Raw genomic sequence first — 20,847 nt, 5'->3', positions numbered from 1 at the left:
TCGAGGGCCGAACCGCGAAAGCGGTTCGGCCCTCGAATGCTTTCCGGGCCGGCGCTCCACTGCTCCCGGCCGGGCGGTCCGGCCCTACGACGAGCGCCGTGCCACCAGTTCCGTGGGCAGGACCAGCTGCCGTCGCTCCAGGCCCCGGGAGGCCGCCGGGCGGCGGTCCGCGATCTCGTCCATCAGCAGGCCGAGCATCGCGCGGCCCATCTCCTCGATCGGCTGGCGCACGCTCGTCAGGGGCGGGTCCATGTGGCGGGCGATCGCCGAGTCGTCGTAGCCGACGAGGGCCACGTCGTCGGGTATACGGCGGCCCACCTCGCGCAGGACCTGCCGGGCGCCGGCCGCCATCACGTCCGACCCGGCGAAGACCGCGTCCAGGGTCGGGCAGACGGAGAGCAGCTCGGTCATCGCTCGACGGCCGCCCTCCTCCGTGAAGTCCCCGGACACGATGAGGCGTTCGTCGATCTCGTGGCCCGCGTCGAGCAGTGCCGCGCGGTAGCCGTCGACGCGGCGCTGGGCACCGAACACGTCGAGGCGTCCCGCGAGGTGGGCTATGGTGCGGCGGCCCTGGGCGATGAGGTGCTCGACGGCGAAGCGGCCGCCGCCGAAGTTGTCCGAGTCCACGGACGGCAGCGTCTCCTCCGCCGACCTGCGGCCGCTGATCACCGCCGGGATCTCCAGCTGGGACAACAAATCGGGAAGCGGGTCGTCCGCGTGGACCGAGACCAGCAGGACCCCGTCCACGCGGTGCGCCGCCAGGTACTGGGCCAGCCTGCGCCGCTCCCGGTCACTGCCGGCGAAGATCAGCAGCAGCTGCATCTCGGTCTCGGAGAGCGCCGCGCCCACGCCCCGCAGCATGTCGGAGAAGTACGGCTCGGCGAAGAAGCGGGTCTCGGGCTCGGGGACGACCAGGGCGATCGCGTCGGTGCGGTTGGCCGCGAGGGCACGGGCGGCCGTGTTCGGTACGTAACCGAGTTCCGCCACCGCCGCCTCGACGGCCGCGCGGGTGGCGTCGCTGACCCGTGGAGAGCCGTTGATCACGCGGGAGACCGTGCCTCGGCCCACACCTGCGCGCGCGGCGACCTCCTCAAGAGTCGGCCGTCCGCCGCTCCGGCTCCGCGCTCCGTGGACTGCCATGACCCGCCTCCCGTTCGACACGGTCAACACCGCGTTCGGCCTGGAATCTAACAGCCGTGATCGAGGCCGGGCCGCCGAGGAGCACACCTCGCTCCCACGGCCGTACCTCGCCACGCCGACCGCCGGACAGCCGTGGTGAGCGCCCGGCGGCCCGCGCCGGGACCCGGCCCCGGCGCCGCGGAGGACCCGTTCCTCCGATCTCCACCGGCGTTTGCTAACAGCCCGATAACTGAAGACACATCTCTACGCCCTCTCCCTTGACACCCCCGCGCCGAGCGGCGAACCTTCAACACATCACCTGTGGGAGCGCTCCCACAGTACCTGACACATACACAACCCGCACGTTCCCCGCCCGAGCCGCAGCGTGAACAAACGGGCCCAACAATGCAGTTGGCCGGGGGGTCGGCACGTCAGGGCAACAGGAGGACGCAATGCGCACGAGTACCCGCGGGTCCCACAGGCTGATGGCCCTCGCGGCCGTCGCCGCGCTGGCGACAGGACTGCTCGCCGGCTGCGCCGAGGACTCGGACGACGGCTCGTCGAACTCGGACGGCGGTAGCGGAGGTGGCAAGACCACGCTGACCGTCGGCACGTTCGGTGTCTTCGGCTACAAGCAGGCCGGCCTCTATGACGAGTACATGAAGAAGAACCCGGACGTCACCATCAAGGAGAACGTCACCACCCGTACCGACGTGTACTGGCCGAAGACCCTCACCCGCCTGCAGGCCGGTGCCGGTACCGACGACCTCCAGGCCATCGAGATCGGCAACATCGCCGAGGCGGTGCAGACCCAGGCCGACAAGTTCGTCGACCTCGGCAAGGAAGTCGACAAGTCCCAGTGGCTGGACTGGAAGACGGCGCAGGCCACCACCAAGGACGGCAAGACCATCGGGCTCGGCACCGACATCGGCCCGATGGCGGTCTGCTACCGCAAGGACCTCTTCAAGACGGCGGGTCTTGAGACGGACCGCACCAAGCTCGCCGCGCAGTGGAAGGGCGACTGGTCCAAGTACGTCGACGTCGGCAAGAACTACATGAAGAAGGCGCCGAAGGGCACCAAGTTCGTGGACTCCGCCGCCTCGATCTACAACGCGGCACTCGGCGGCGAGAGCGAGCGCTACTACGACAAGGACGGCAACGTCATCTGGGACAAGTCCTCGGGCGTGAAGAAGGCCTGGGACACCTCGATGGAGGTGGCGACCAGCAACATGTCGGCGAAGCTCAAGCAGTTCGACAAGCCGTGGGACCAGGCCTTCGCCAACGCCAAGTTCGCGACGGTGGCCTGCCCCGCATGGATGCTCGGCTACATCCAGGAGAAGTCCGGTGACGCCGGCAAGGGCAAGTGGGACGTGGCGGCGGCGCCCACCGCGGCCAACTGGGGCGGCGCGTTCGTCGGTGTGCCCACGGCGGGCAAGCACCAGAAGGAGGCCATCGCGCTGGCGAAGTGGCTGACCGCTCCCGAGCAGCAGGCGAAGGTCTTCGCCAAGCAGGCGAGCTTCCCGTCGATCCCGGCGGCGTACCCGACCCTGAAGCCGCAGGCGGCGACCACGGCGTTCTTCTCGAACGCGCCGATCACGCAGATCTTCTCCGACTCGGCGAAGACCATCCCGACGCAGATCTTCGGCGTCAAGGACCAGCCGATCAACACCGCCATCTCGGACATCGGCATCCTGCAGGTCGAGCAGAAGGGCAAGACCCCGGACCAGGGCTGGGACGCGGCCAACAAGGAGATCAAGGACGTGCTCGGCCAGTGACAAGCTCCAAGCAGGCTCTCGCGCAATCCGCGACGAGCGCCGACGCCGCGCCCGGCTCCCAGCCGGGCGCGGCGCGCCGTGCTCAAGGTCGCGGTACACCGCCCCCGGGCCCCGGCTCCTGGCGCAGCCGGCTGTACCGCTGGGACATGAAGGCGTCGCCGTACGCGTTCATCACCCCCTTCTTCATCTTCTTCGGTGCCTTCGGGCTCGTCCCGCTGCTGTACACGGCCTGGTACTCGCTGCACAACGTGCAGCTGTCCAACCTGGACCAGCAGACCTGGGTGGGCCTGGACAACTACAAGAACCTGATGTCCTCGGACTTCTTCTGGGGAGCGCTGGAGAACACCTTCACCATCGGTGTGATCTCGACCGTGCCGCAGCTGGTCATGGCGATCGGCATCGCGCACATGCTCAACTACAAACTGCGCGGCTCGACCATGTGGCGGGTAGTGATGCTCACCCCGTACGCCACCTCGGTGGCGGCGGCGACCCTGGTGTTCGTCCTGCTGTACTCGTGGGACGGCGGCATGATCAACTGGCTGCTGAACTTCGTCGGGGTCGACCCGATCAACTGGCGTGAGTCCAACTGGGGTTCGCAGTTCGCCGTCTCCTCGATCGTGATCTGGCGGTGGACCGGCTACAACGCCCTGATCTACCTCGCGGCGATGCAGGCGATCCCCGCCGACCTGTACGAGTCGGCGGCCCTGGACGGCGCGGGCCGCTGGCAGCAGTTCCGCCACGTGACGATCCCGATGCTGCGGCCGACGATCCTGTTCACGGTGGTCGTCTCCACGATCGGCGCGACGCAGCTGTTCGGCGAACCGCTCCTGTTCGGCGGGGTCAGCGGCTCCAAGGGCGGCTCCGAGCACCAGTACCAGACGCTCGGCCTGTACATGTACGACCAGGGCTGGATCATCGGCAACCTCGGCAAGGCGTCCGCGATCGCCTGGACGATGTTCCTGATCCTGCTGATCGTCGCCGCGATCAACCTGCTGATCACCCGACGGCTGAGGAAGTCCCAATGACCACAAGTGAACTGACGCCCCCTCAGGCGAAGGCGAGCGACGCGGCGGAAAAGGGCGACCGGGCCGGCTCCGTGCGCCGCCGGCTGATGGGCGCGGGCAAACAACTGCACGCGGGACCTCTCACGTACGTCGCCCTGGCCGTCCTCGCCTTCGTCTCCCTCGCGCCGCTGCTGTGGACGGTGGTCGCGGCCTCGCGCACCAACCAGCGGCTCGCCGAGACGCCGCCGCCGCTGTGGATCGGCGGGAACCTGTTCAAGAACCTCCAGAGCGCGTGGGAGGAGGGGGGCCTCGGCACCGCGATGGTCAACAGCACGATCGTCGCCGCGACCATCACCGTCGGTACCGTCCTGTTCTCCACGCTCGCCGGGTTCGCCTTCGCCAAACTGCGGTTCAAGTTCTCCAACACCCTGCTGCTGCTGACCATCGGCACGATGATGATCCCGCCGCAGCTGGCGGTCGTACCGCTGTACCTGTGGATGAGCGAGCTGGGCTGGTCCAACCAGCTGCAGACGGTCATCCTGCCGACCCTGGTCAGCGCCTTCGGTACGTTCTTCATGCGGCAGTACCTGGTACAGGCGCTGCCCAGTGAGCTGATCGAGGCGGCGCGGGTCGACGGCGCGAGCAGCCTGCGCGTCGTGTGGCACGTCGTCTTCCCGGCGGCGCGGCCGGCGATGGCCGTGCTCGGGCTGCTGACGTTCGTGATGGCCTGGAACGACTTCCTGTGGCCGATCATCGCGCTCAACCAGCAGAACCCCACCGTGCAGGTCGCCCTCAACTCGCTCGGCACGGGCTACGTCCCCGACCAGGCGGTGATCATGGCGGGCGCGCTCCTCGGCACCCTGCCGCTCCTCATCGCCTTCCTGCTGTTCGGCAGGCAGATCGTGGGCGGAATCATGCAGGGCGCGATCAAGGGCTGAACCGCCGCGCCTTCTCACGACAGACCCGGCCCCGCGATGCCTGCCGGACGGGGCCGAGCCGCCGCGCCCGGCCGACGGGGGTCGAGCCGCCGCCTCGACCCCTACTACCGCCTCCGACCCCATATCCCTGGTCTCATACGACCTTCCTCCCATGGGAGCGCTTCCATGCCTGAGCCCGAAACACCTGTGACCTTCCCGCCCGCGTTTCTCTGGGGCGCGGCGACCTCCGCGTACCAGATCGAGGGGGCGGTCCGGGAGGACGGTCGTACGCCCTCGATCTGGGACACCTTCAGCCACACGCCCGGCAAGACCGCGGGCGGCGAGAACGGCGACATCGCCAACGACCACTACCACCGCTACCGCGACGACGTGGCGATGATGGCGGACCTGGGCCTGACCGCGTACCGCTTCTCGGTGTCCTGGTCCCGGGTGCAGCCGACAGGGCGTGGCCCCGCCGTCCAGCGCGGCCTCGACTTCTACCGCAACCTGGTCGACGAGCTGCTCTCCCACGGCATCAAGCCGGCCCTCACCCTCTACCACTGGGATCTCCCCCAGGAGCTGGAGGACGCGGGCGGCTGGCCCGAGCGCGACACGGCGCTGCGTTTCGCCGAGTACGCGCAGATCGTGGGCGAGGCGCTCGGGGACCGGGTCGAGCAGTGGATCACGCTCAACGAACCGTGGTGCAGCGCGTTCCTGGGCTACGGCTCCGGCGTGCACGCTCCCGGCCGTACGGACCCGGAGGCGTCCCTGCGCGCGGCGCACCACCTCAACCTCGCGCACGGCCTCGCCACCTCGGCCCTGCGCGCCGCGATGCCCGCCCGCAACAGCGTCGCGGTGAGCCTCAACTCCTCGGTGGTCAGGCCGCTGACCCAGGACCCCGCCGACCTGGCGGCGGTCCGGCGCATCGACGATCTGGCCAACGGGATCTTCCACGGCCCGATGCTGCACGGCGCGTACCCGGAGAGCCTGCTCGCGGCGACCGCCTCGGTGACGGACTGGTCGTACGTGCAGAGTGGCGATCTCGCCCTGATCAAGCAGCCGTTGGACGCGCTCGGGCTGAACTACTACACGCCGGCGCTGGTGTCGGCCGCGCCGGAGAACGGGTCGGCCCCGCGCGCGGACGGCCATGGGGCGAGTTCGTTCTCCCCCTGGCCGGGCGCGGACGACGTGGCCTTCCACCAGACTCCCGGTGAGCGCACGGAGATGGGCTGGACGATCGACCCGTCCGGCCTGCAGGACCTGATCATGCGCTACACCCGGGAGGCGCCGGGGCTGCCTCTGTACATCACGGAGAACGGTGCCGCGTACGACGACAAGCCTGACCCGGACGGCCGCGTCCACGACCCGGAGCGGATCGCCTACCTGCACGGACACCTGCGCGCGGTCCGCCGCGCCATCGCCGAGGGCGCGGACGTGCGCGGCTACTACCTCTGGTCCCTGATGGACAACTTCGAGTGGGCGTACGGCTACGGCAAGCGCTTCGGCGCGGTGTACGTGGACTACGCGACACAGGAGCGTACGCCGAAGTCCAGCGCTCTCTGGTACCGGGAAGCGGCCCGGACCGGAGAGCTGCCGCCGGTGAACCCGGTCGAATAGACGCCCCTCCTGGGGGAGGTGGGCGAAAGCGGGGCGCGGCACCGGTGAGGGGAGTGCCGCGCCCCACGGTGTTGGTGCGCTTCGCTGTGTGCGCGCTTCGCTGTGTGCCCGCTTCATGGTGTGCGCGTGCCCCGGCCGGGTGGGGGGAAGGCCGGCCGGGGCGCGCGACCCCCGCGTGAACATGGCCTGCGGGGGCGTTCGGGGCCGCCACTCAAGGACCGCCGCTCAAGGGCCGCCGCTCAAGGGCCGCCGCTCAAGGGCCGCCGCTCAGGGGCTGCCCGTAGGCGCTTGCGGGCGGCGGATCGAGGGCTACTTGTAAGCGGCGAAGGCCTTCGAGAAGGCGTTGGCATCCTGGAGGATCGAGCTGCAGGTCGCGTCGGCGGAGGGCTTGGTGCCGCCGGGGCACTGCTTGTCGCGGGTGGCGGACCAGAGGGAGAGCCAGCCGATCCCCTTCGACTTGGCGAAGTTCACGAGCTGGGTGGCGTCGTCGACCTTGAAGATCTCTGTCGTCACGTCGTTGACGCCGATCATCGGGGTGACGGCGACCGCCTGCCAGGCGGCGGCGTCGGAGAGCCCGAGGACTCCCTTGATCTGCGCCTGGGTCGCGGTGGCGGCCTGCTCGGCGTAGGTGCCCATGTCACCGCTGTACGCCGGTCCGTAGTCCATCGCCATGATGTTGACCGTGCCGATGCCGACGCCGTTCGACTTGGCGTCGGCGAGCAGGTTCACACCGTCCTGGGTGAGGCCCTCGGGCATCACGGGCAGGGTGTACGAGACGTCAAGGCCGGGGTGTTCGCTCTGGAGCCGTGCGATCGCCTTCGCCCGGCGGGTGTTCGCCGCCGTGTCCGGGAGCGCGCCGCCCTCCACGTCGAAGTCGACCTTCGTCAGCTTGTACGCGTCCACGACCTTGCCGTACGCCGCCGCGAGGGCGTCCGCCGACGAGCAGTTCAGCGCCAGCTCGGAGCCGGCCGCGCCACCGAAGGAGACCCGGACGTCTCCTCCCCCGGCGCGGAGCCCGCCGATCTGCGCGGCGACCGCGTCGCTGCCGAGGTCCGTCACACCGCCCCACTTGGGGGTGCAGCCGCCGCCGTCCGTGACGAAGGCGAGGTTGTAGTTCTTCACTCCGGTGGCCTCGGCGTGGGCGAGCAGGTCGAAGGCGGGATAGAGGGAGGTGTCGACGTAGGGCGCGAAGCCGGCGGTGGCGGTGGTGCCGCTGCCTGTGGTCCCGGAGGACGTCGGCTTGGGGCTCTGGCTCCGGGTCGCGGTGGCGGTCGCGGTGGCCGTCGGGGCCGCGGTGGGTTTCGCCGGCGCCGGTGACTTCGTCGATGTCGGGGACTGCGTCGGACGGCCCGTGGGCTCCGGCGCCGCCCCGTCGTCCACCGAGCACTTGGCGCCGTCGACGAGACAGCCGGCCGGGTCGCCGGATCCCTTCACCACGAAGCCGACGGTCGCCGCCTCGCCCTTGGCGAGCCCGTCCTTGTCCCAGGACGGTGGCGTCACGGTGACGTGCCGGCCGCTCACCTTCGACTCGGCGTTCCACAAGGAGCTGAGCCGGGCACCGGACGGCAGGTCGAACTCCAGGGTCCAGTCCGTCTTCGCACCGGCGCTGTCGTTGGTCACGACGTACTGAGCGGTGTAGCCCGTCGACCAGTCGCTGGTCCTGGTGTACGCGGCGCCGACGCCGGCCGCCTGTGCCGTACCGGAGAACACGAGGGCTCCGCCGCCGGCCACGGCCGCGGCGACCACACCGCCTATCGCCTTGTTTCTGCCACTGGCCATGCGTCGGTGCGTGCTCATCGCGTGCCTGCCTTCGCTGTTCACGGGGTCCTCGGTTTCCCGTGGAGAGCCCGAGGGTGGGGGTGCGGCAGACGCTAGCGATCCGGAACCGGGCAAAGCGCGTGATCCGGACGCGCGTTGAGGATCTTAGGGTGCGCTTAAGGAAGAGATCGGGAGCGGTTAAAGGTCGAGACCAATCTGGCGGGCCTGCGCCGTCGCACCGACCCCCGATGACCCCGCCGCTCCGGCTCACGCCCGTCCAGCTGGATCCAGATCCTGACCTCGGTCCCGCCCAGGACGGAGCGGCCGATCCGCACGTCCCCGCCCGTCGACTCCGCGAGCCTGCTCACGATGTCGAGCCCCAGGCCGGTCGAGCCGTCGGCGCCGGATCCCCGGCCGCGGGCCATCGCCGCCTCCGGGTCGGCTATCCCAGGACCCGCGTCCGAGACGAGGACGATCACGGCGTCCTCGCCGTTGTGCACGTCGACCGCGAAGGCGGTGCCCTCGGCCGTGTGCCGGAACACGTTCCCGAGCAGCGAGTCGAGCGCGGCGACGAGATCGGCGCGGGCCACGGGTATCCGTACGGGCCGGTCGACCCCGGCCACCCGCACCTTGCGTCCCTCGTCCTCCGCGAGCGCCGACCAGAAGTCCATGCGCTCCCGGACGACCTCGGCCGCGTCGCACCCTGCGCCGACGCCGACCGCCACGGTCTGCGGCTTGGCGTCACGGGCCGTGCGGATGATCGTGTCGACCTCGCGCTCCAGCTGCGCGACCGCGGCCCGGGTCTGCTCGGCGGCGGGCCCGTCGCCGAGTGAGGCCGCGTTCAGCCGCAGCACCGTCAGCGGCGTACGCAGCCGGTGCGACAGGTCGGCCGCCAGCTCCCGTTCGTTGGCCAGCAGCTGGACGACCTGGTCGGCCATGGAGTTGAAGGCGACCGCCGCGAGCCGCAGCTCGGTCGGCCCCTGCTCGGGCACCCGCGCGCCCAGCTTCCCCTCCCCCAGCTCGTGCGCGCTCTCCACCAGGCGCCGCGCGGGCTGCACCATCCGTACACCGAGCCGGTCGGCCACCGCGACCGAGCCGACGATGAGCGCGACACCGACCCCCGCGAGGACGGCCCAGGCCGTGTCCACGCCGTTGGTGACCTCCGCCTCGGGGATGTACACCTCGACAACCGCGATGTCGCCCGAGCTCAGCGCGACGGGCTGCAACAGCGTGGAGCCGCCGGGCACTTCGGTGGTGGAGGCCCGGCCCAGCTTCCGGGTCATGACGATGTCCTTGTCGACGGCACGCTGCCGCCCGAGGTCGACCGCCTGCTGCTCCGCGCCGGCGCCGCCGCCGTCGCTCCCGGGTATGTGCACCGCCATTCCCGCGTCCGAGCCCGCCGAGGCGACGACCCGCTCCAACTGATCCCGGTCGGTGGTGATCGAGAGGGCGGGGGCGATGGCCGCCGCCTCCCGCTCGGCGTTCGAGAACGCCCGGTCCCTCGCCATCTCCCTGATCACCAGACCGAGCGGGACCGCGAACGCCACCACGACCATCGTGGTGACGGCCACACAGACCTTGACCAGCGCCCATCTCATCGCGCCGGTCCCGGGCCGGGCGGTTCCAGCTTCACCCCGACCCCGCGCAGGGTGTGCAGATAGCGCGGCCGGGCCGCCGTCTCGCCCAGCTTCCGCCGCAGCCAGGACAGATGGACGTCGATGGTCTGGTCGTCCCCGTAGGACTGCTGCCACACCTCGGCGAGCAGCTCCTTGCGGGCCACGACGACACCGGGCCGCCCGGCGAGGAAGGCCAGCAGGTCGAACTCGCGCCGGGTCAGGTCCAGCCGTACGCCGTCCAGTTCGGCCTGGCGGCGCAGCGGGTCGATGGCGAGACCGCCGACCCGGATCTGCGGTGCGGACGCGGGCTCTGTGGCCGAGGACCGGGCGCGGCGCAGGACCGCCGCCATCCGGGCCGACAGATGCTCGACCGAGAACGGTTTGGTCAGATAGTCGTCCGCGCCGTCGTTCAACAGCCGGACGATCTCCGTCTCGTCGTCCCGCGCGGTCGCCACGATCACCGGCACGTCGGTGATGCCGCGCAGCATCTTCAGCGCCTCCGACCCGTCCAGGTCGGGCAGGCCGAGATCCAGGATCACGACGTCGAAACGGAAATGGGCGACCTCGCGCAGCGCCTCCAGGGCCGTACCGACACTGCGCACGGTGTGCGCCGCCTCGGTCAGATGCCGGATGAGGGCGGAGCGTACGAACTGGTCGTCCTCGACCACGAGCACACTTGCCATGGCCCGCACCGTACGCCATACGGGGAAGCGGTTCCGGGGCCTGTGGACAACTGCCCGCGGCTCTCTCCGGGTGTGCTCGCACGGGGACACACACGGGGCTTGTGGGGCAGGATGGCCCGCGATGCGCAGAGGACTCGTACACGTACTGGCCTGGTCGCTCGCCACGGGCGCGGCGGTCACGCTGTCGTGGTGGGGTGTGCACACGGTCATGACGGGGACGGCCTACGATCCGCCGCGGGCGCTGCCGATCACGGCGGGCGGGGCCACGCAGGGGGCGAAGCCGTTGTCCTCCTCGACGAGTCGGCCCGAGACCCCATCGGGCTCGAAGCCCGCTCCGTCGACGAGCCGTGAGCCGAGCGCGAGCCGTTCGCCGTCGGCCACACCCTCGGCGGCGTCGCCCTCGCCCTCGAAGCCGGCGGGGTCCGCTCCCCGCGCGGGCGCCTCCGGCGAGGTGAAGAGTTACGACACCGAGGGGGGCCGGGTCGTTTTCGACCTCGGGACGTCGTCGGCGTCGCTGGTGTCCGCGACGCCCGCGTCCGGGTGGTCCATGCAGGTGTGGAAGACCGAGACATGGATCCGGGTGGAGTTCTCGTCCGGGGCTGATCGGGTTTCCGTGTTCTGCACATGGCATGACTCTGCGCCGCGGGTCGAGATCAACGATTACTGAGCGCCATCGCCATAGCTCCGTAGCGCCATAGGGAGGGCTCGGGCAGTGATCGTCTGCCGCGCCGGTGGGGGCGCGCCTACTGGAAGGCGGACGGCGGAGGGGCGGGCGACGCCACCGCCACCGCGTCCGTCACGGGGCTTGCTCCTCCGGTGAAGTCCCGCAGGGTTCTGCCGTGTTCGACCCTTGCCGGGTGCGGGTCGGAGGCCGCGCGGCGGGTCAGTTCCGCGATGGGCAGGGGCCGGTCCGAACCGACCAGGACGGCGTTGCCGAAGCGTTTGCCGCGCAGGACCGTCGGGTCGGCGACGAGGGCGAGTTCGGGGAAGACGCCTGCGGCCGTGGCGATCTGGCCGCGCAGATGCGCCAGGGGCGGGCCGTCGGTGAGGTTGGCGGCGTACAGGCCACCGGCCTTGACGACCCTGCGTACGTCGCCGAGGAATTCGCCGGACGTCAGATGCGCGGGCGTACGCGCCCCGCTGAACACATCCGCGATGACCAGGTCCGCCCACCCGTCCGGCACCTTGGCGAGCCCTTCTCGCGCGTCGGCGGACCGCACCCTGATCCGGATGTTCGGGTCCAGCGGCAGCTCACGCCGTACCAGTTGGACGAGCGCCGCGTCCCGTTCGACGACCTGCTGGGTGGAGCGGGGGCGGGTCGCGGCCACATACCGGGCGAGGGTGAGGGCGCCACCGCCGAGATGCACGGCGTGTACGGGTTTGCCGGGCGGGGCGACGAGGTCGATGACGTGACCGAGGCGGCGTTGGTACTCGAAGCTCAGATACGACGGATCGTCGAGGTCGACGTGGGACTGCGGGGCCCCGTCGACGACCAGGGTCCAGCCCCGCGCACGCTCCCGGTCGGGCAGGAGCTCGGCAAGCCCGCCGTCCACGTTCTCGACGACTGCCGCACGTGCCGTACGCCGATTCCTAGCCCTGGCCATCCGTCCATTATCGACTATCGACCCGACAGGCCCGACAGGCCCGACAGCCCCAGCAGACCGGACAGACTGGACAGACCGGCCGGACGAATGCGGCTCAGCGGCAGTTGTCCGCCGCCTCGATCAGACGGGCCGCCTCCCCCAGCGCGGCCCGCAGCACAGCCGGATCCGTGGCCAGATCCGCCTCCCCGGGCGGAAGCAGCCAGTCCGACCCCTCGACGGGCGGCTCGGGCGCCAGTCGGACTCCCCGTCCGTCGGTCCGCGTACACGTACTGCCCGGGACATCCCAGGCGGAGGCCGTGCCGGGCGGCACCAGGAACCCGAGGGTGTCGCAGTTGTCGTCGTGCAGAACGGGCCCGACCGCCTCGGAGGGGGCTCCCCGCCGCAGGATGTCGACGGCCTCCAGCCCCTGCCGGGCAGGCACGGTGACGAGATCGCACAGGTCCTCGGGGCCTTCACCTTGTTCACCGCCGGACGCCGCCTGCGCCGGCGGCGGACAGCGGTCGACGCCCTGTCTGGTCTCCATCCTGGCCTCCACCACGGAACCCCTCCTCGATCGAGCACACCGCCGAGCACACCGCATGGTTCAACGCTCCACCACGTCAACGGCTACGGCGAAACTCGGCCGCAAAGGATGGCAGTTCATGGCAGAACAGGTGTGAGATATCCGGTTTGTAACCAAACTCCGCCTTGTGGGCTCGTCACAGCGGGTACGTTCGTGCCCGCCGGAACACAGGTGCGGCTCGATGGGGATCACCTGGTCAAGTCGCTCTGTTTCCGGTCTGGTTCGACGGTTCGCGAGAGAGGGCCCGGCCATGGCGTCGTCACCGATGACCGCCTCGTCCCAGTCACCTCGGCCGCCGCGGCCGAACCTCGTTTTCCGGCGCCTGCGCGGACAGCGCTCGCCGGGCGAGTTCGCCGCGGCCGTGCGGCGGGCGGCCCGGGAGATCGACGAGCGGGTCAGCTGCGACGCGCGCTACATCGGGCGGGTCGAGGCGGGCGAGATCCGCTGTCCCAACTACGCGTACGCGCGGGTGTTCCTGTACATGTTCCCCGGCCGGACGCTGACCGACCTGGGGTTCGTACCCCGTTCGGCGGTGCGTGGACGGGGGGCGCGCACCGCCGATCCGGCGCCCGCCCCGCACACCACGAGCCTGCCGTACGCCCCGCATGAGACGGAAGGGGCGTACGAGCCGTACGTGACGACGCACGACCCGCACGAGCCGCACGACCCGCACGGCTCGTACGAACTGCATGACCCGTATGACTCGCACGATCCTCATGACCCGTATGGCCTGTATGACCCGCATGACCCGCATGAGTTCGACGATCAGAACCACGAGGAGAGCGACGTGCAACGTCGCGCATTCATGAGCAGTGGTACCGCCACGGTGGCGGCAGCCTCCCTGGGCTCCTGGGGGCTCGCGTTCGGCGGCACGGCCGAGGCCGCGCCGCGTTCCGTGCGCCGGACCGGCGAGGCCGAGGCCGGCGCGCTGGAGGAGGCCGTCCGCAAGATCCGGCTGCTGGACGACCGGCACGGCGCCGACGGGCTGTACCGGAGGGCCGCGGCTCCGCTGCGGGCCGCGTACGCCCTGCTGGATGCCGGAGCGGCGAGGCAGGCGACCGCCGAACGGCTGCAGACGGGGGCCGGTGAACTGGCCATCTCCGTGGGCTGGCTGGCGCACGACTCGGGACGTTTCGACGACGCGCGCTCGCACTACGCGGAGGCGCTCGCGACAGCCCGGGTGGCCTCGGACCCGGCCCTGGAGGCACACGCCTTCTGCAACATGTCCTTCCTGGCCCGGGACGCGGGACGACCGCGCGAGGCGGTGCGGGCGGCGCAGGCGGCGCAGTTCGCGGCGCGTCCCCTGGGCTCGGCCCGGCTCCTGTCGCTGCTCGCGCTGCGCGAGGCGGGCGGCTGGGCGGGGCTGGCCGACCGGACGGGCTGCGAACAGGCGCTGGTGCGGGCGCAGTCCCTGTACGGGCGCGGTTCCTGTGGCGCCGATCCGGAGTGGATGAGCTTCTACGGAGACGCCGAACTGGCCGGCCTTGAGGCTCAGTGCTGGTCGACGCTGGGCGACTGGCCGCGCGCGGCCCACCAGGCACGCCGGGCGACCCGGCTCCAGGACCCGCACTTCACCCGCAACCTCGCGCTGTACACGGCCGAACTCGCCGACGACCTGGCCCGCGCCGGCCACCCCGACGAGGCCGCCGCGGCCGGGCTGCGTGTCCTGGACCTGCTGGACGAGGTCCAGTCGTCCCGGGTGCAGACGATGCTGGCGGGAACGGCCCGGGTCCTGCTGCCGCACCGCCGCGCCTCAGGAGTGTCGGACTTCCTGGAACGGCACAGGTCGCTGCCGAGGTCCGCCTGACGGATTTCCGGAATCCGGAATCCGGAATCTGAAGGCCGGAATCCGAAAGTCAGCAGTCGGCAGTCGGCAGTCCGTACGGGCCGGCTACACGACGAGGTGGCCGCAGTCGTTCCAGGTTTCGATCGCGGGCTCTCCGTAGGCCCAGCCCAGGACGGAGAGGGACGTGGGGTTGAGGCGGACACGGGCCGCGAAGTCGATGCCCAGACCCAGCCAGCGGGCGCCTATCGAGCGCAGGATGTGACCGTGGGCGAAGACCAGTACGTCCCGCTCCTCCGAGCGGACCCACTCGACCACCTCGTCCGCGCGCGCGGAGACCTCGGCGAGGCTCTCGCCCTTGGGCACTCCGTCCCGCCAGATCAACCAGTCGGGGCGGTCGGTCCGGATCTCCTCGGGGGTCATGCCCTCGTACGCGCCGTAGTCCCACTCCATGAGCGCGTCCCAGGGGGCCGCCCGGTCGCCGAACCCGGCGATCTCGCACGTCTCACGCGCGCGTGCCAGCGGGCTGGTGCGGATCTCCACTCCGGGGAGCCCGTCCAGCGGCGCCCGGTGCAGGCGCTCGCCGAGCAGTTCGGCGCCGCGCCTACCCTCGTCCAGAAGCGGGATGTCGGTCCTGCCGGTGTGCTTGCCGGACAGCGACCATTCCGTCTGGCCGTGCCGAGCCAGCAGGATGCGCGGTGCCATGAAGGGGGGCCTTTCCGGGAGGATCGAGCGGCGTGAGCGGTGAACCGCGGAAGAACGAGGGATGGATCACTCCATCATGGCTCACGCGCCCGTGAAGCAACCCGGTGGGCGATCCCAGCGTCTATGAGCACCAGGGGCGCCCCCGCATGGGAGACGCACAGAACGTACATTGGTCCGGCGGCACTGCGGCCGAGGAAGCAGGAGGGGGAGGGATCGGATGTTGCTGCGGACCGATGCACCAGTCACCGAGGCGGCACCACGCACCCGCCTCCGCTGGTGGACCGAGCTGCCCCTGATCCTGCTGGTGTATGCGGCGTACTCGGCGGGACGACTCCTCGCGCGCGGGGACGTGACCCATGCCGTCGACCACGGCCTGGCGATCCTGCGGGTCGAGAAGTTCTTCTTCCTCAACGCCGAGCACCCGCTCAACCGTCTTTTCACACGTCAGCCCTGGCTCGGCATCCCGGCGGACTTCTGGTACGCGTCGCTGCACTACATGGTCACGCCCGCCGTCATGATCTGGCTGTTCCGGTCCCGTGCGGTGCGTTACCGGGCCGCCCGGACCTGGCTGATGACGTCCACGTTCATCGGCCTGATCGGTTTCACCCTGCTGCCGACCTGCCCGCCGCGGCTGCTGTCGGCGAGCCACGGGTTCGTCGACACGATGGCCCAGTACAGCGACTACGGCTGGTGGGGCGGCGAGGCGAGCGCGCCCCGCGGGCTCGGCGGCATGACGAACCAGTACGCGGCGATGCCCAGCCTGCACTGCGGCTGGGCCCTGTGGTGCGGTGTGATGCTCTGGATGTACGGCGGCACCCGGCTCACCAAGATCGCGGCGGTTCTGTACCCGCTGATCACCACGATCGTGGTGATGGGCACCGCCAACCACTACTTCCTCGACGCGGTCGCCGGCTTCGCCGTCATGGGCGTCGGGTTCCTGCTCGTCCGGCCGGTGCTGCGGCTCGCGGACATGGTGCGGGCGCGGTACGGGATCCGTCCCTTCGCACCGTCCATCGGGGGCCCCACAGCCGCCTCTCACGGCGCAGGCTCCTCAATTGTCAGTGCGGGGTGCCAGACTTCCCCGGGTGAGCGACTTCCCCGACAGCGCAAGGTCCCAGCCACCCCGGGTACCACCGAGCCGGGAGCCGATCCTGCGGCCAGACCCGCCGAAGCAGGGGACGAGACTCCGGCAGCGGCTCGCTGAGCTGCGCGGCGCGGCCGTCCCGCCGCAGCCGCTGGACGCGCGTGCCCTGGCGGCGCTCGCCGCGAACCCTGGTTGCCGGCGGCGCGCGATCCTCGACGGGGCGGGCGTGAACAAGGCGGTGCTGGCGAGCGCGCTCGGCTCGCCGTCGGCCTTCGGGCAGTCACAGTTCGCGTTCATGCGGGGCAACGCGTTCGAGGCGCGGGTCAAGGCCGACGGAGGCGCGGAGGTGCTGCGTCTCGTGCACGAGAAGCTGGACGCGGGAGCCGAGCCGCCCGCCACCGGCGCCGTGCCGGACCTCAGCGCCGTCGGGCCCGAGGGCCGCACGGCCCGTACGGCACTGGCGCTGCGCGAGGCCACCGGGGCGGGCGTCTGGACGCTGCTCGACCATCCGTTGCTCGCTCTGGACGTGGCGGGCTCCCCCGCCTTCCTGGAGCCGGACGCGGTGGTCGTGCATCCCGACGGGAGCTGGACGGTCGTCGAGATCAAGTCCTTCCCGATGCTGGACGGTTCGGCGGACGCCGCCAAGGTGGGCGCGGCGGCCCGCCAGTCCGCGGTGTACGTACTGGCGCTGGAGCAGGTCGCGGCCCGGCTGGACCCGGTGCCCGAGGTCCGGTACACGGTGCTGCTGGTCTGCCCGAAGGACTTCTCCAACCTGCCCACCGCGTCGGCCGTGGACGTCCGCAAGCAGTGCTCGGTGACCCGCCGCCAGCTGGACCGGCTGACCCGCGTCGAGGACATCGCCGACGCGCTCCCCGAAGGGACCTGTTTCGCCCCCGACCTCCCTGCCGCCGAGCTGACGGCCGCGGTGGAGTCGGTCCCGGCGACGTACGCCCCCGAGTGCCTGTCCGCCTGCGAACTCGCCTTCCACTGCCGCGGCCGGTCCCGCGCACAGGGCGCTGTGACCACACTCGGCCGGTCCCTGCGGGCGGAACTCGGCGCCCTGACCTCGGTGGACGACGTCCTGTCGGCGGCCCGGGGCGACTCAGGCGACCCGACCGACCCGACGGTCGCAACCCTGCGCAGAGCAGCGAGGCTCCGCGCCGAGGCACTGGGCACTGCGCCGCTCCCGGCTCCGGCCCCGGCTGCCGCAGGGGGCGCGGGGAACTGCGCGACCAGCCACGACGGCGCCGCGGACAACCCACCAGCCCCCGCGGATCGCACGGCGAAACGCCCGGCGGAGCGCACCACCGAGCAGACCGGTCGGGCGGGGGCAGCATGTCCCTGATCACCACCCTCGCCCGGCTGGAGGCCGTGGACACCGGCAGAGCCCAACCCCTCGCCACCGTCCGGCACCGGCACCTCACCGAGCGCCCGCTCGTCCTCGTACCGCTCACCACCGCCGGGGAGGCCGGGGCCCCGCTGGGGGCACTCGTCGGCACCGACCGCGACGCTCCCCGGCTGCTGGTCGTGCCACAGCCCCGGGACCGCGACCTGCGGTTCGCGTTCCTCGCCGAACTGGCGGACATCGTCCTGCCGTACATCGACGGCTACTCCACGGACGTCGAGGCCGCCGAGCGCAGCGAGACCGATCCGGAGACCGGCAAGCGGGTCAAGGTCGAGGTCGAACTGTGCGCGGACGCACCACAACTGATCGTGCCGGGCCGGGCCGGCATCGACCTCGTACGGCTGCTCGGTCGCTCCATGCGCTTCAGGCGCACCGCCGAGCAGGACCCGGAGACCCCGCATCCGGCGCCGCCGCGTGTGCCGCTGCTCGGACGCTGGCTCACGCACTACGGGGAGCGTGCGCGAGTGCCAGGTTCGTCGCTCCTGACCGCCCTCACGGACGTCCTGTCCCGGCACTGGGCCACCGGCCAGTCCACTTTGGAGGACCAGCATCTGGGCGCGCTGCTCGCCTGGATCGACCCGCCGGAGGGCGGGTCCGGTGCCGAGGCGGCGCTGCGGGCCGAGCTGCTGCGGGACGCCCAGGGACAGCTCGTCTGCCCGCCCGCCGGGCCCGCCACCGACCCGGCCTTCGACAACAAGCTGCTCGCCCCCGCCATCGAGCGCTACGACCGCGCGCGTACGGCACTCGCGGCCGCAGAGGACGGAATCGAGGCGGACGACCGGTTCGGTGAACTCGCCGCCGCCGAACGGCACATCCGCGAGCTGGTGGCCAGCCGCACCCGTCCCACCTGGGACGCGGTGTGGCACGGGATCGACCTGCTGCGGGCCCTGCCCGAGGGCCCGCACGCGGCCGACCGGTGGACCCGCGACCGCTGGTCGTTCACCGGCCACCGGGACCGTGTCCTGGCCGGCGAGCCGCCGCAGCCGCGCCGCGACGACGCGGTCACGGCGGCGAACAAGCTCGCCACGCGCGAGCGCGAACAGGCCCGGCTGGAAGCGCAGGAGGCCCTCGACGACCCGCTCGTCATGGCCGGTCGGCGGCTCGCGGGCGAGGCCTTCGCGGGCGAGGTCACCGATGTCGTGATGGCATACAGCGAGGGGAAGCGGCCCAGCCCGCGCCCCCTGGTGACCGTGCGCACGGACGACCGGCCGCATCTCGGCGAGCGCGCGAAGGTCTACCGGTCGCTCGGTGGCAAGCCCCAGGCGGCCGTGTTCGTGGGGTACGAGGGGGACGGCTCGGCCGGCGTTCTTGAGCAGGACGCCTCGCCCGGCCCCGCGAACTCTTCCGAGGACGGGCCCGAGAACGGCGGCGCGCTCATCGTGCTGCGGATCGTCGACAAGATGGGACGTGGCAAGGAGCCGGAGCCCGGATCCGTACCGGAGAAGGGCGATCTGCTCTGCTTCACGCTCTTCGAGCACGAGCAGCGGGGCGGGGCGAAACTGCCCGAACCGGAGGACACCCCGTGGACGCACGGCGGGCCCCCGGAGAGACCGACGCCGCCCCGCGGCCCGACGCCGTGACCGAGGAGGACGTCCTGTGACTCCTGTGACTTCTGTGACCACCGTGTTCGACCCGGGGGCCGAGGCCGCCCGCGCCACCGACGCGATCCTGCGCGACACCCTGCACGGGACGCACCGCGGGGTCGTGGTCGACTCGCCGCCCGGCGCCGGCAAGTCCACGCTCGTCGTGCGGGCCGCGCTCGAACTGGCCGACGCCGGACGCCCGTTGATGGTCATCGCCCAGACGAACGCGCAGGTCGACGACCTGGTGCTGCGACTCGCCGAGAAGAATCCGGAGCTGCCCGTCGGCCGTCTGCACAGCAGCGACTCCGACCCGTACGACAAGGCGCTGGACGACCTGCCGACCGTCCGCAAGTCCGCGAAGGCGGGCGACCTCGCCGGGCTCGACGTGGTCATCTCGACAGCCGCGAAGTGGGCGCACGTCAAGGGGGTCGAGCCGTGGCGGCACGCGATCGTCGACGAGGCGTACCAGATGCGTTCGGACGCGCTGCTCGCCGTGGCCGGGCTCTTCGAGCGGGCGCTGTTCGTGGGCGACCCGGGCCAGCTCGACCCGTTCGCGATCGTCGGGAGCGAGCAGTGGGCAGGGCTGTCGTACGACCCCTCGGCCTCCGCCGTCACGACCCTCCTCGCCCACAATCCGGAGCTGCCACAGCATCGGCTGCCCGTCTCCTGGCGGCTGCCGGCGTCGGCGGCGCCGCTGGTCTCGGACGCGTTCTACCCCTTCACGCCGTTCCGCAGCGGCACGGGCCACGGCGACCGCCGGCTCACCTTCGCGGTGGCGTCGGACGGTTCGGGCCCCGACCGGGTCATCGACGAGGCGGCGGAATCGGGCTGGGGCCTGCTGGAGCTCCCGGCCCGGAACACCCCGCGTACGGATCCGGAGGCGATCCGGGCCCTCGCCCTGGTCGTACGCCGCCTGCTGGACCGGGGCGGCGCTGCGACCTCCGAACGCTCCCCCGACGCGGCCCCTCTGACGGCCGACCGCATCGCCGTCGGCACGGCCCACCGAGACCAGGCGGCGGCCGTCCGCTCGGCGCTGGCCGAGCTGGGTGTCCCGGAGGTGACCGTGGACACGGCGAACCGGCTGCAGGGCCGCGAGTTCGACGTGACCGTCGTCCTGCACCCCCTGTCGGGCCGCCCCGACGCGACGGCCTTCCACCTGGAGACGGGCCGTCTGTGCGTCCTGACCTCCCGCCACCGCCACGCCTGCATCGTCGTCTGCCGCGCCGGTGTGACCGACCTTCTCGACGACCATCCCTCCACCGAACCGGTGCAACTGGGTGTAACGGTCAAGTTTCCGGACGGCTGGGAGGCGAACCATGCCGTGCTGTCGCACCTGTCGGAGCACCGAGTCAGGTGGGAACCGTGAGCAGGCCACCAACTGAAGGCACCGGCACCCTCGGACACCCGATCGCCGGACAGAGTCCGGCACGCCGCCGGAGGCGGCCGATGGACACAGCCCGGACGGCTGGGAGGCGAACCACGCGGTGCTGTCCCACCTGACTGAACACCGCGTGGCATGGGAGCCGTAAGGGAGCGCGGAAGCGTTCAGGGGGCGTGCATCGGGGCCGGTCAGCCGGTACGTCGGGGCCCTCTTGCGCGGCCAGGGAACAATGGACGGTGGCCCACCCACAG

Annotated in this window: 17 protein-coding genes and 1 pseudogene; 11 read left to right on the top strand and 7 right to left on the bottom strand. The window is 71.4% G+C overall.

The genetic code is table 11. The features are described from left to right. Positions 1 to 84: 84 nt before the first annotated feature. A complete protein-coding gene (locus tag AB0D14_RS01200; protein ID WP_362772841.1) occupies positions 85 to 1,140 on the bottom strand; it encodes a LacI family DNA-binding transcriptional regulator in 1,056 nt (351 codons plus the stop codon). Here AB0D14_RS01200 and AB0D14_RS01195 point away from each other — a divergent pair. The 5 genes from AB0D14_RS01195 (at position 1,139) to AB0D14_RS01175 (ending at position 6,432) form a co-directional block, all read left to right on the top strand. Next, complete coding sequence (locus tag AB0D14_RS01195; RefSeq protein WP_362772838.1) at positions 1,139 to 1,279, top strand: hypothetical protein; 141 nt, start codon at positions 1,139 to 1,141, stop codon at positions 1,277 to 1,279. The two genes, AB0D14_RS01200 and AB0D14_RS01195, sit on opposite strands and share 2 nt — an antisense overlap. 292 nt (positions 1,280 to 1,571) lie before the next feature. Continuing rightward, positions 1,572 to 2,894 (top strand): ABC transporter substrate-binding protein, encoded by a 1,323-nt coding sequence (locus tag AB0D14_RS01190; RefSeq protein WP_362772836.1) that lies wholly within the window; start codon positions 1,572 to 1,574, stop codon positions 2,892 to 2,894. Continuing rightward, a complete protein-coding gene (locus AB0D14_RS01185; protein WP_362772834.1) occupies positions 2,891 to 3,919 on the top strand; it encodes a sugar ABC transporter permease in 1,029 nt (342 codons plus the stop codon). The genes AB0D14_RS01190 and AB0D14_RS01185 overlap by 4 nt, the downstream gene beginning before the upstream one ends. Beyond that, a complete protein-coding gene (locus AB0D14_RS01180; RefSeq protein WP_362772832.1) occupies positions 3,916 to 4,836 on the top strand; it encodes a carbohydrate ABC transporter permease in 921 nt (306 codons plus the stop codon). The genes AB0D14_RS01185 and AB0D14_RS01180 overlap by 4 nt, the downstream gene beginning before the upstream one ends. 165 nt (positions 4,837 to 5,001) lie before the next feature. Then, positions 5,002 to 6,432 (top strand): GH1 family beta-glucosidase, encoded by a 1,431-nt coding sequence (locus AB0D14_RS01175; protein WP_362772829.1) that lies wholly within the window; start codon positions 5,002 to 5,004, stop codon positions 6,430 to 6,432. 309 nt (positions 6,433 to 6,741) lie between these two features. Here AB0D14_RS01175 and AB0D14_RS01170 read toward each other — a convergent pair whose 3' ends face one another. The 3 genes from AB0D14_RS01170 to AB0D14_RS01160 all read right to left on the bottom strand — a co-directional run bounded on the left by AB0D14_RS01170 (position 6,742) and on the right by AB0D14_RS01160 (position 10,489). Beyond that, a complete protein-coding gene (locus AB0D14_RS01170; protein ID WP_362772827.1) occupies positions 6,742 to 8,229 on the bottom strand; it encodes a cellulose binding domain-containing protein in 1,488 nt (495 codons plus the stop codon). A 137-nt stretch (positions 8,230 to 8,366) separates the two neighbouring features. Beyond that, positions 8,367 to 9,788 (bottom strand): HAMP domain-containing sensor histidine kinase, encoded by a 1,422-nt coding sequence (locus tag AB0D14_RS01165; protein WP_362772824.1) that lies wholly within the window; start codon positions 9,786 to 9,788, stop codon positions 8,367 to 8,369. After that, entirely contained in the window at positions 9,785 to 10,489 is a 705-nt protein-coding gene (locus AB0D14_RS01160; RefSeq protein ID WP_362772822.1) for a response regulator transcription factor, read from the bottom strand. The genes AB0D14_RS01165 and AB0D14_RS01160 overlap by 4 nt, the downstream gene beginning before the upstream one ends. 121 nt (positions 10,490 to 10,610) lie before the next feature. Here AB0D14_RS01160 and AB0D14_RS01155 point away from each other — a divergent pair, with 121 nt between their 5' ends. After that, positions 10,611 to 11,156 carry a hypothetical protein gene (locus tag AB0D14_RS01155; RefSeq protein ID WP_362772820.1) on the top strand — a complete coding sequence of 182 codons (546 nt, stop codon included), beginning with the start codon at positions 10,611 to 10,613 and terminating at the stop codon, positions 11,154 to 11,156. Between the two features lie 76 nt (positions 11,157 to 11,232). Here the strand turns inward: AB0D14_RS01155 and AB0D14_RS01150 are convergent, their stop codons facing one another. Together AB0D14_RS01150 and AB0D14_RS01145 are read right to left on the bottom strand one after the other, a co-directional pair. Beyond that, a complete protein-coding gene (locus AB0D14_RS01150; protein WP_362772817.1) occupies positions 11,233 to 12,093 on the bottom strand; it encodes a fused MFS/spermidine synthase in 861 nt (286 codons plus the stop codon). 94 nt (positions 12,094 to 12,187) lie between these two features. Beyond that, positions 12,188 to 12,616 (bottom strand): hypothetical protein, encoded by a 429-nt coding sequence (locus tag AB0D14_RS01145; protein WP_362772814.1) that lies wholly within the window; start codon positions 12,614 to 12,616, stop codon positions 12,188 to 12,190. Positions 12,617 to 12,905: 289 nt separating this feature from the next. Here AB0D14_RS01145 and AB0D14_RS01140 point away from each other — a divergent pair, with 289 nt between their 5' ends. Next, complete coding sequence (locus AB0D14_RS01140) at positions 12,906 to 14,462, top strand: hypothetical protein (RefSeq protein ID WP_362772811.1); 1,557 nt, start codon at positions 12,906 to 12,908, stop codon at positions 14,460 to 14,462. Between the two features lie 84 nt (positions 14,463 to 14,546). Here the strand turns inward: AB0D14_RS01140 and AB0D14_RS01135 are convergent, their stop codons facing one another. Next, positions 14,547 to 15,143 carry a histidine phosphatase family protein gene (locus AB0D14_RS01135; protein ID WP_362772808.1) on the bottom strand — a complete coding sequence of 199 codons (597 nt, stop codon included), beginning with the start codon at positions 15,141 to 15,143 and terminating at the stop codon, positions 14,547 to 14,549. Positions 15,144 to 15,363: 220 nt separating this feature from the next. Here AB0D14_RS01135 and AB0D14_RS01130 point away from each other — a divergent pair, with 220 nt between their 5' ends. From AB0D14_RS01130 to AB0D14_RS01115, 4 genes and pseudogenes are all read left to right on the top strand, one after another. After that, positions 15,364 to 16,347: a phosphatase PAP2 family protein gene (locus AB0D14_RS01130; protein WP_362773151.1), complete on the top strand. Its 984-nt coding sequence runs from the start codon at positions 15,364 to 15,366 to the stop codon at positions 16,345 to 16,347. Next, positions 16,295 to 17,572: a hypothetical protein gene (locus AB0D14_RS01125; protein WP_362773149.1), complete on the top strand. Its 1,278-nt coding sequence runs from the start codon at positions 16,295 to 16,297 to the stop codon at positions 17,570 to 17,572. The genes AB0D14_RS01130 and AB0D14_RS01125 overlap by 53 nt, the downstream gene beginning before the upstream one ends. Continuing rightward, a pseudogene (locus tag AB0D14_RS01120) lies at positions 17,563 to 19,232 on the top strand (hypothetical protein). Before AB0D14_RS01125 ends, AB0D14_RS01120 begins: the two are co-directional and overlap by 10 nt. Before the next feature lie 14 nt (positions 19,233 to 19,246). After that, complete coding sequence (locus tag AB0D14_RS01115) at positions 19,247 to 20,581, top strand: AAA domain-containing protein (RefSeq protein ID WP_362773146.1); 1,335 nt, start codon at positions 19,247 to 19,249, stop codon at positions 20,579 to 20,581. Positions 20,582 to 20,847 lie beyond the last annotated feature (266 nt).

This window comes from Streptomyces sp. NPDC048484 (assembly GCF_040651415.1).
In the GTDB taxonomy this organism is placed as follows: Bacteria; Actinomycetota; Actinomycetes; order Streptomycetales; family Streptomycetaceae; genus Streptomyces.
The sequence above is the reverse complement of the archived record's forward strand: the minus strand, read 5'-3'. Positions and strand labels throughout refer to the sequence as shown.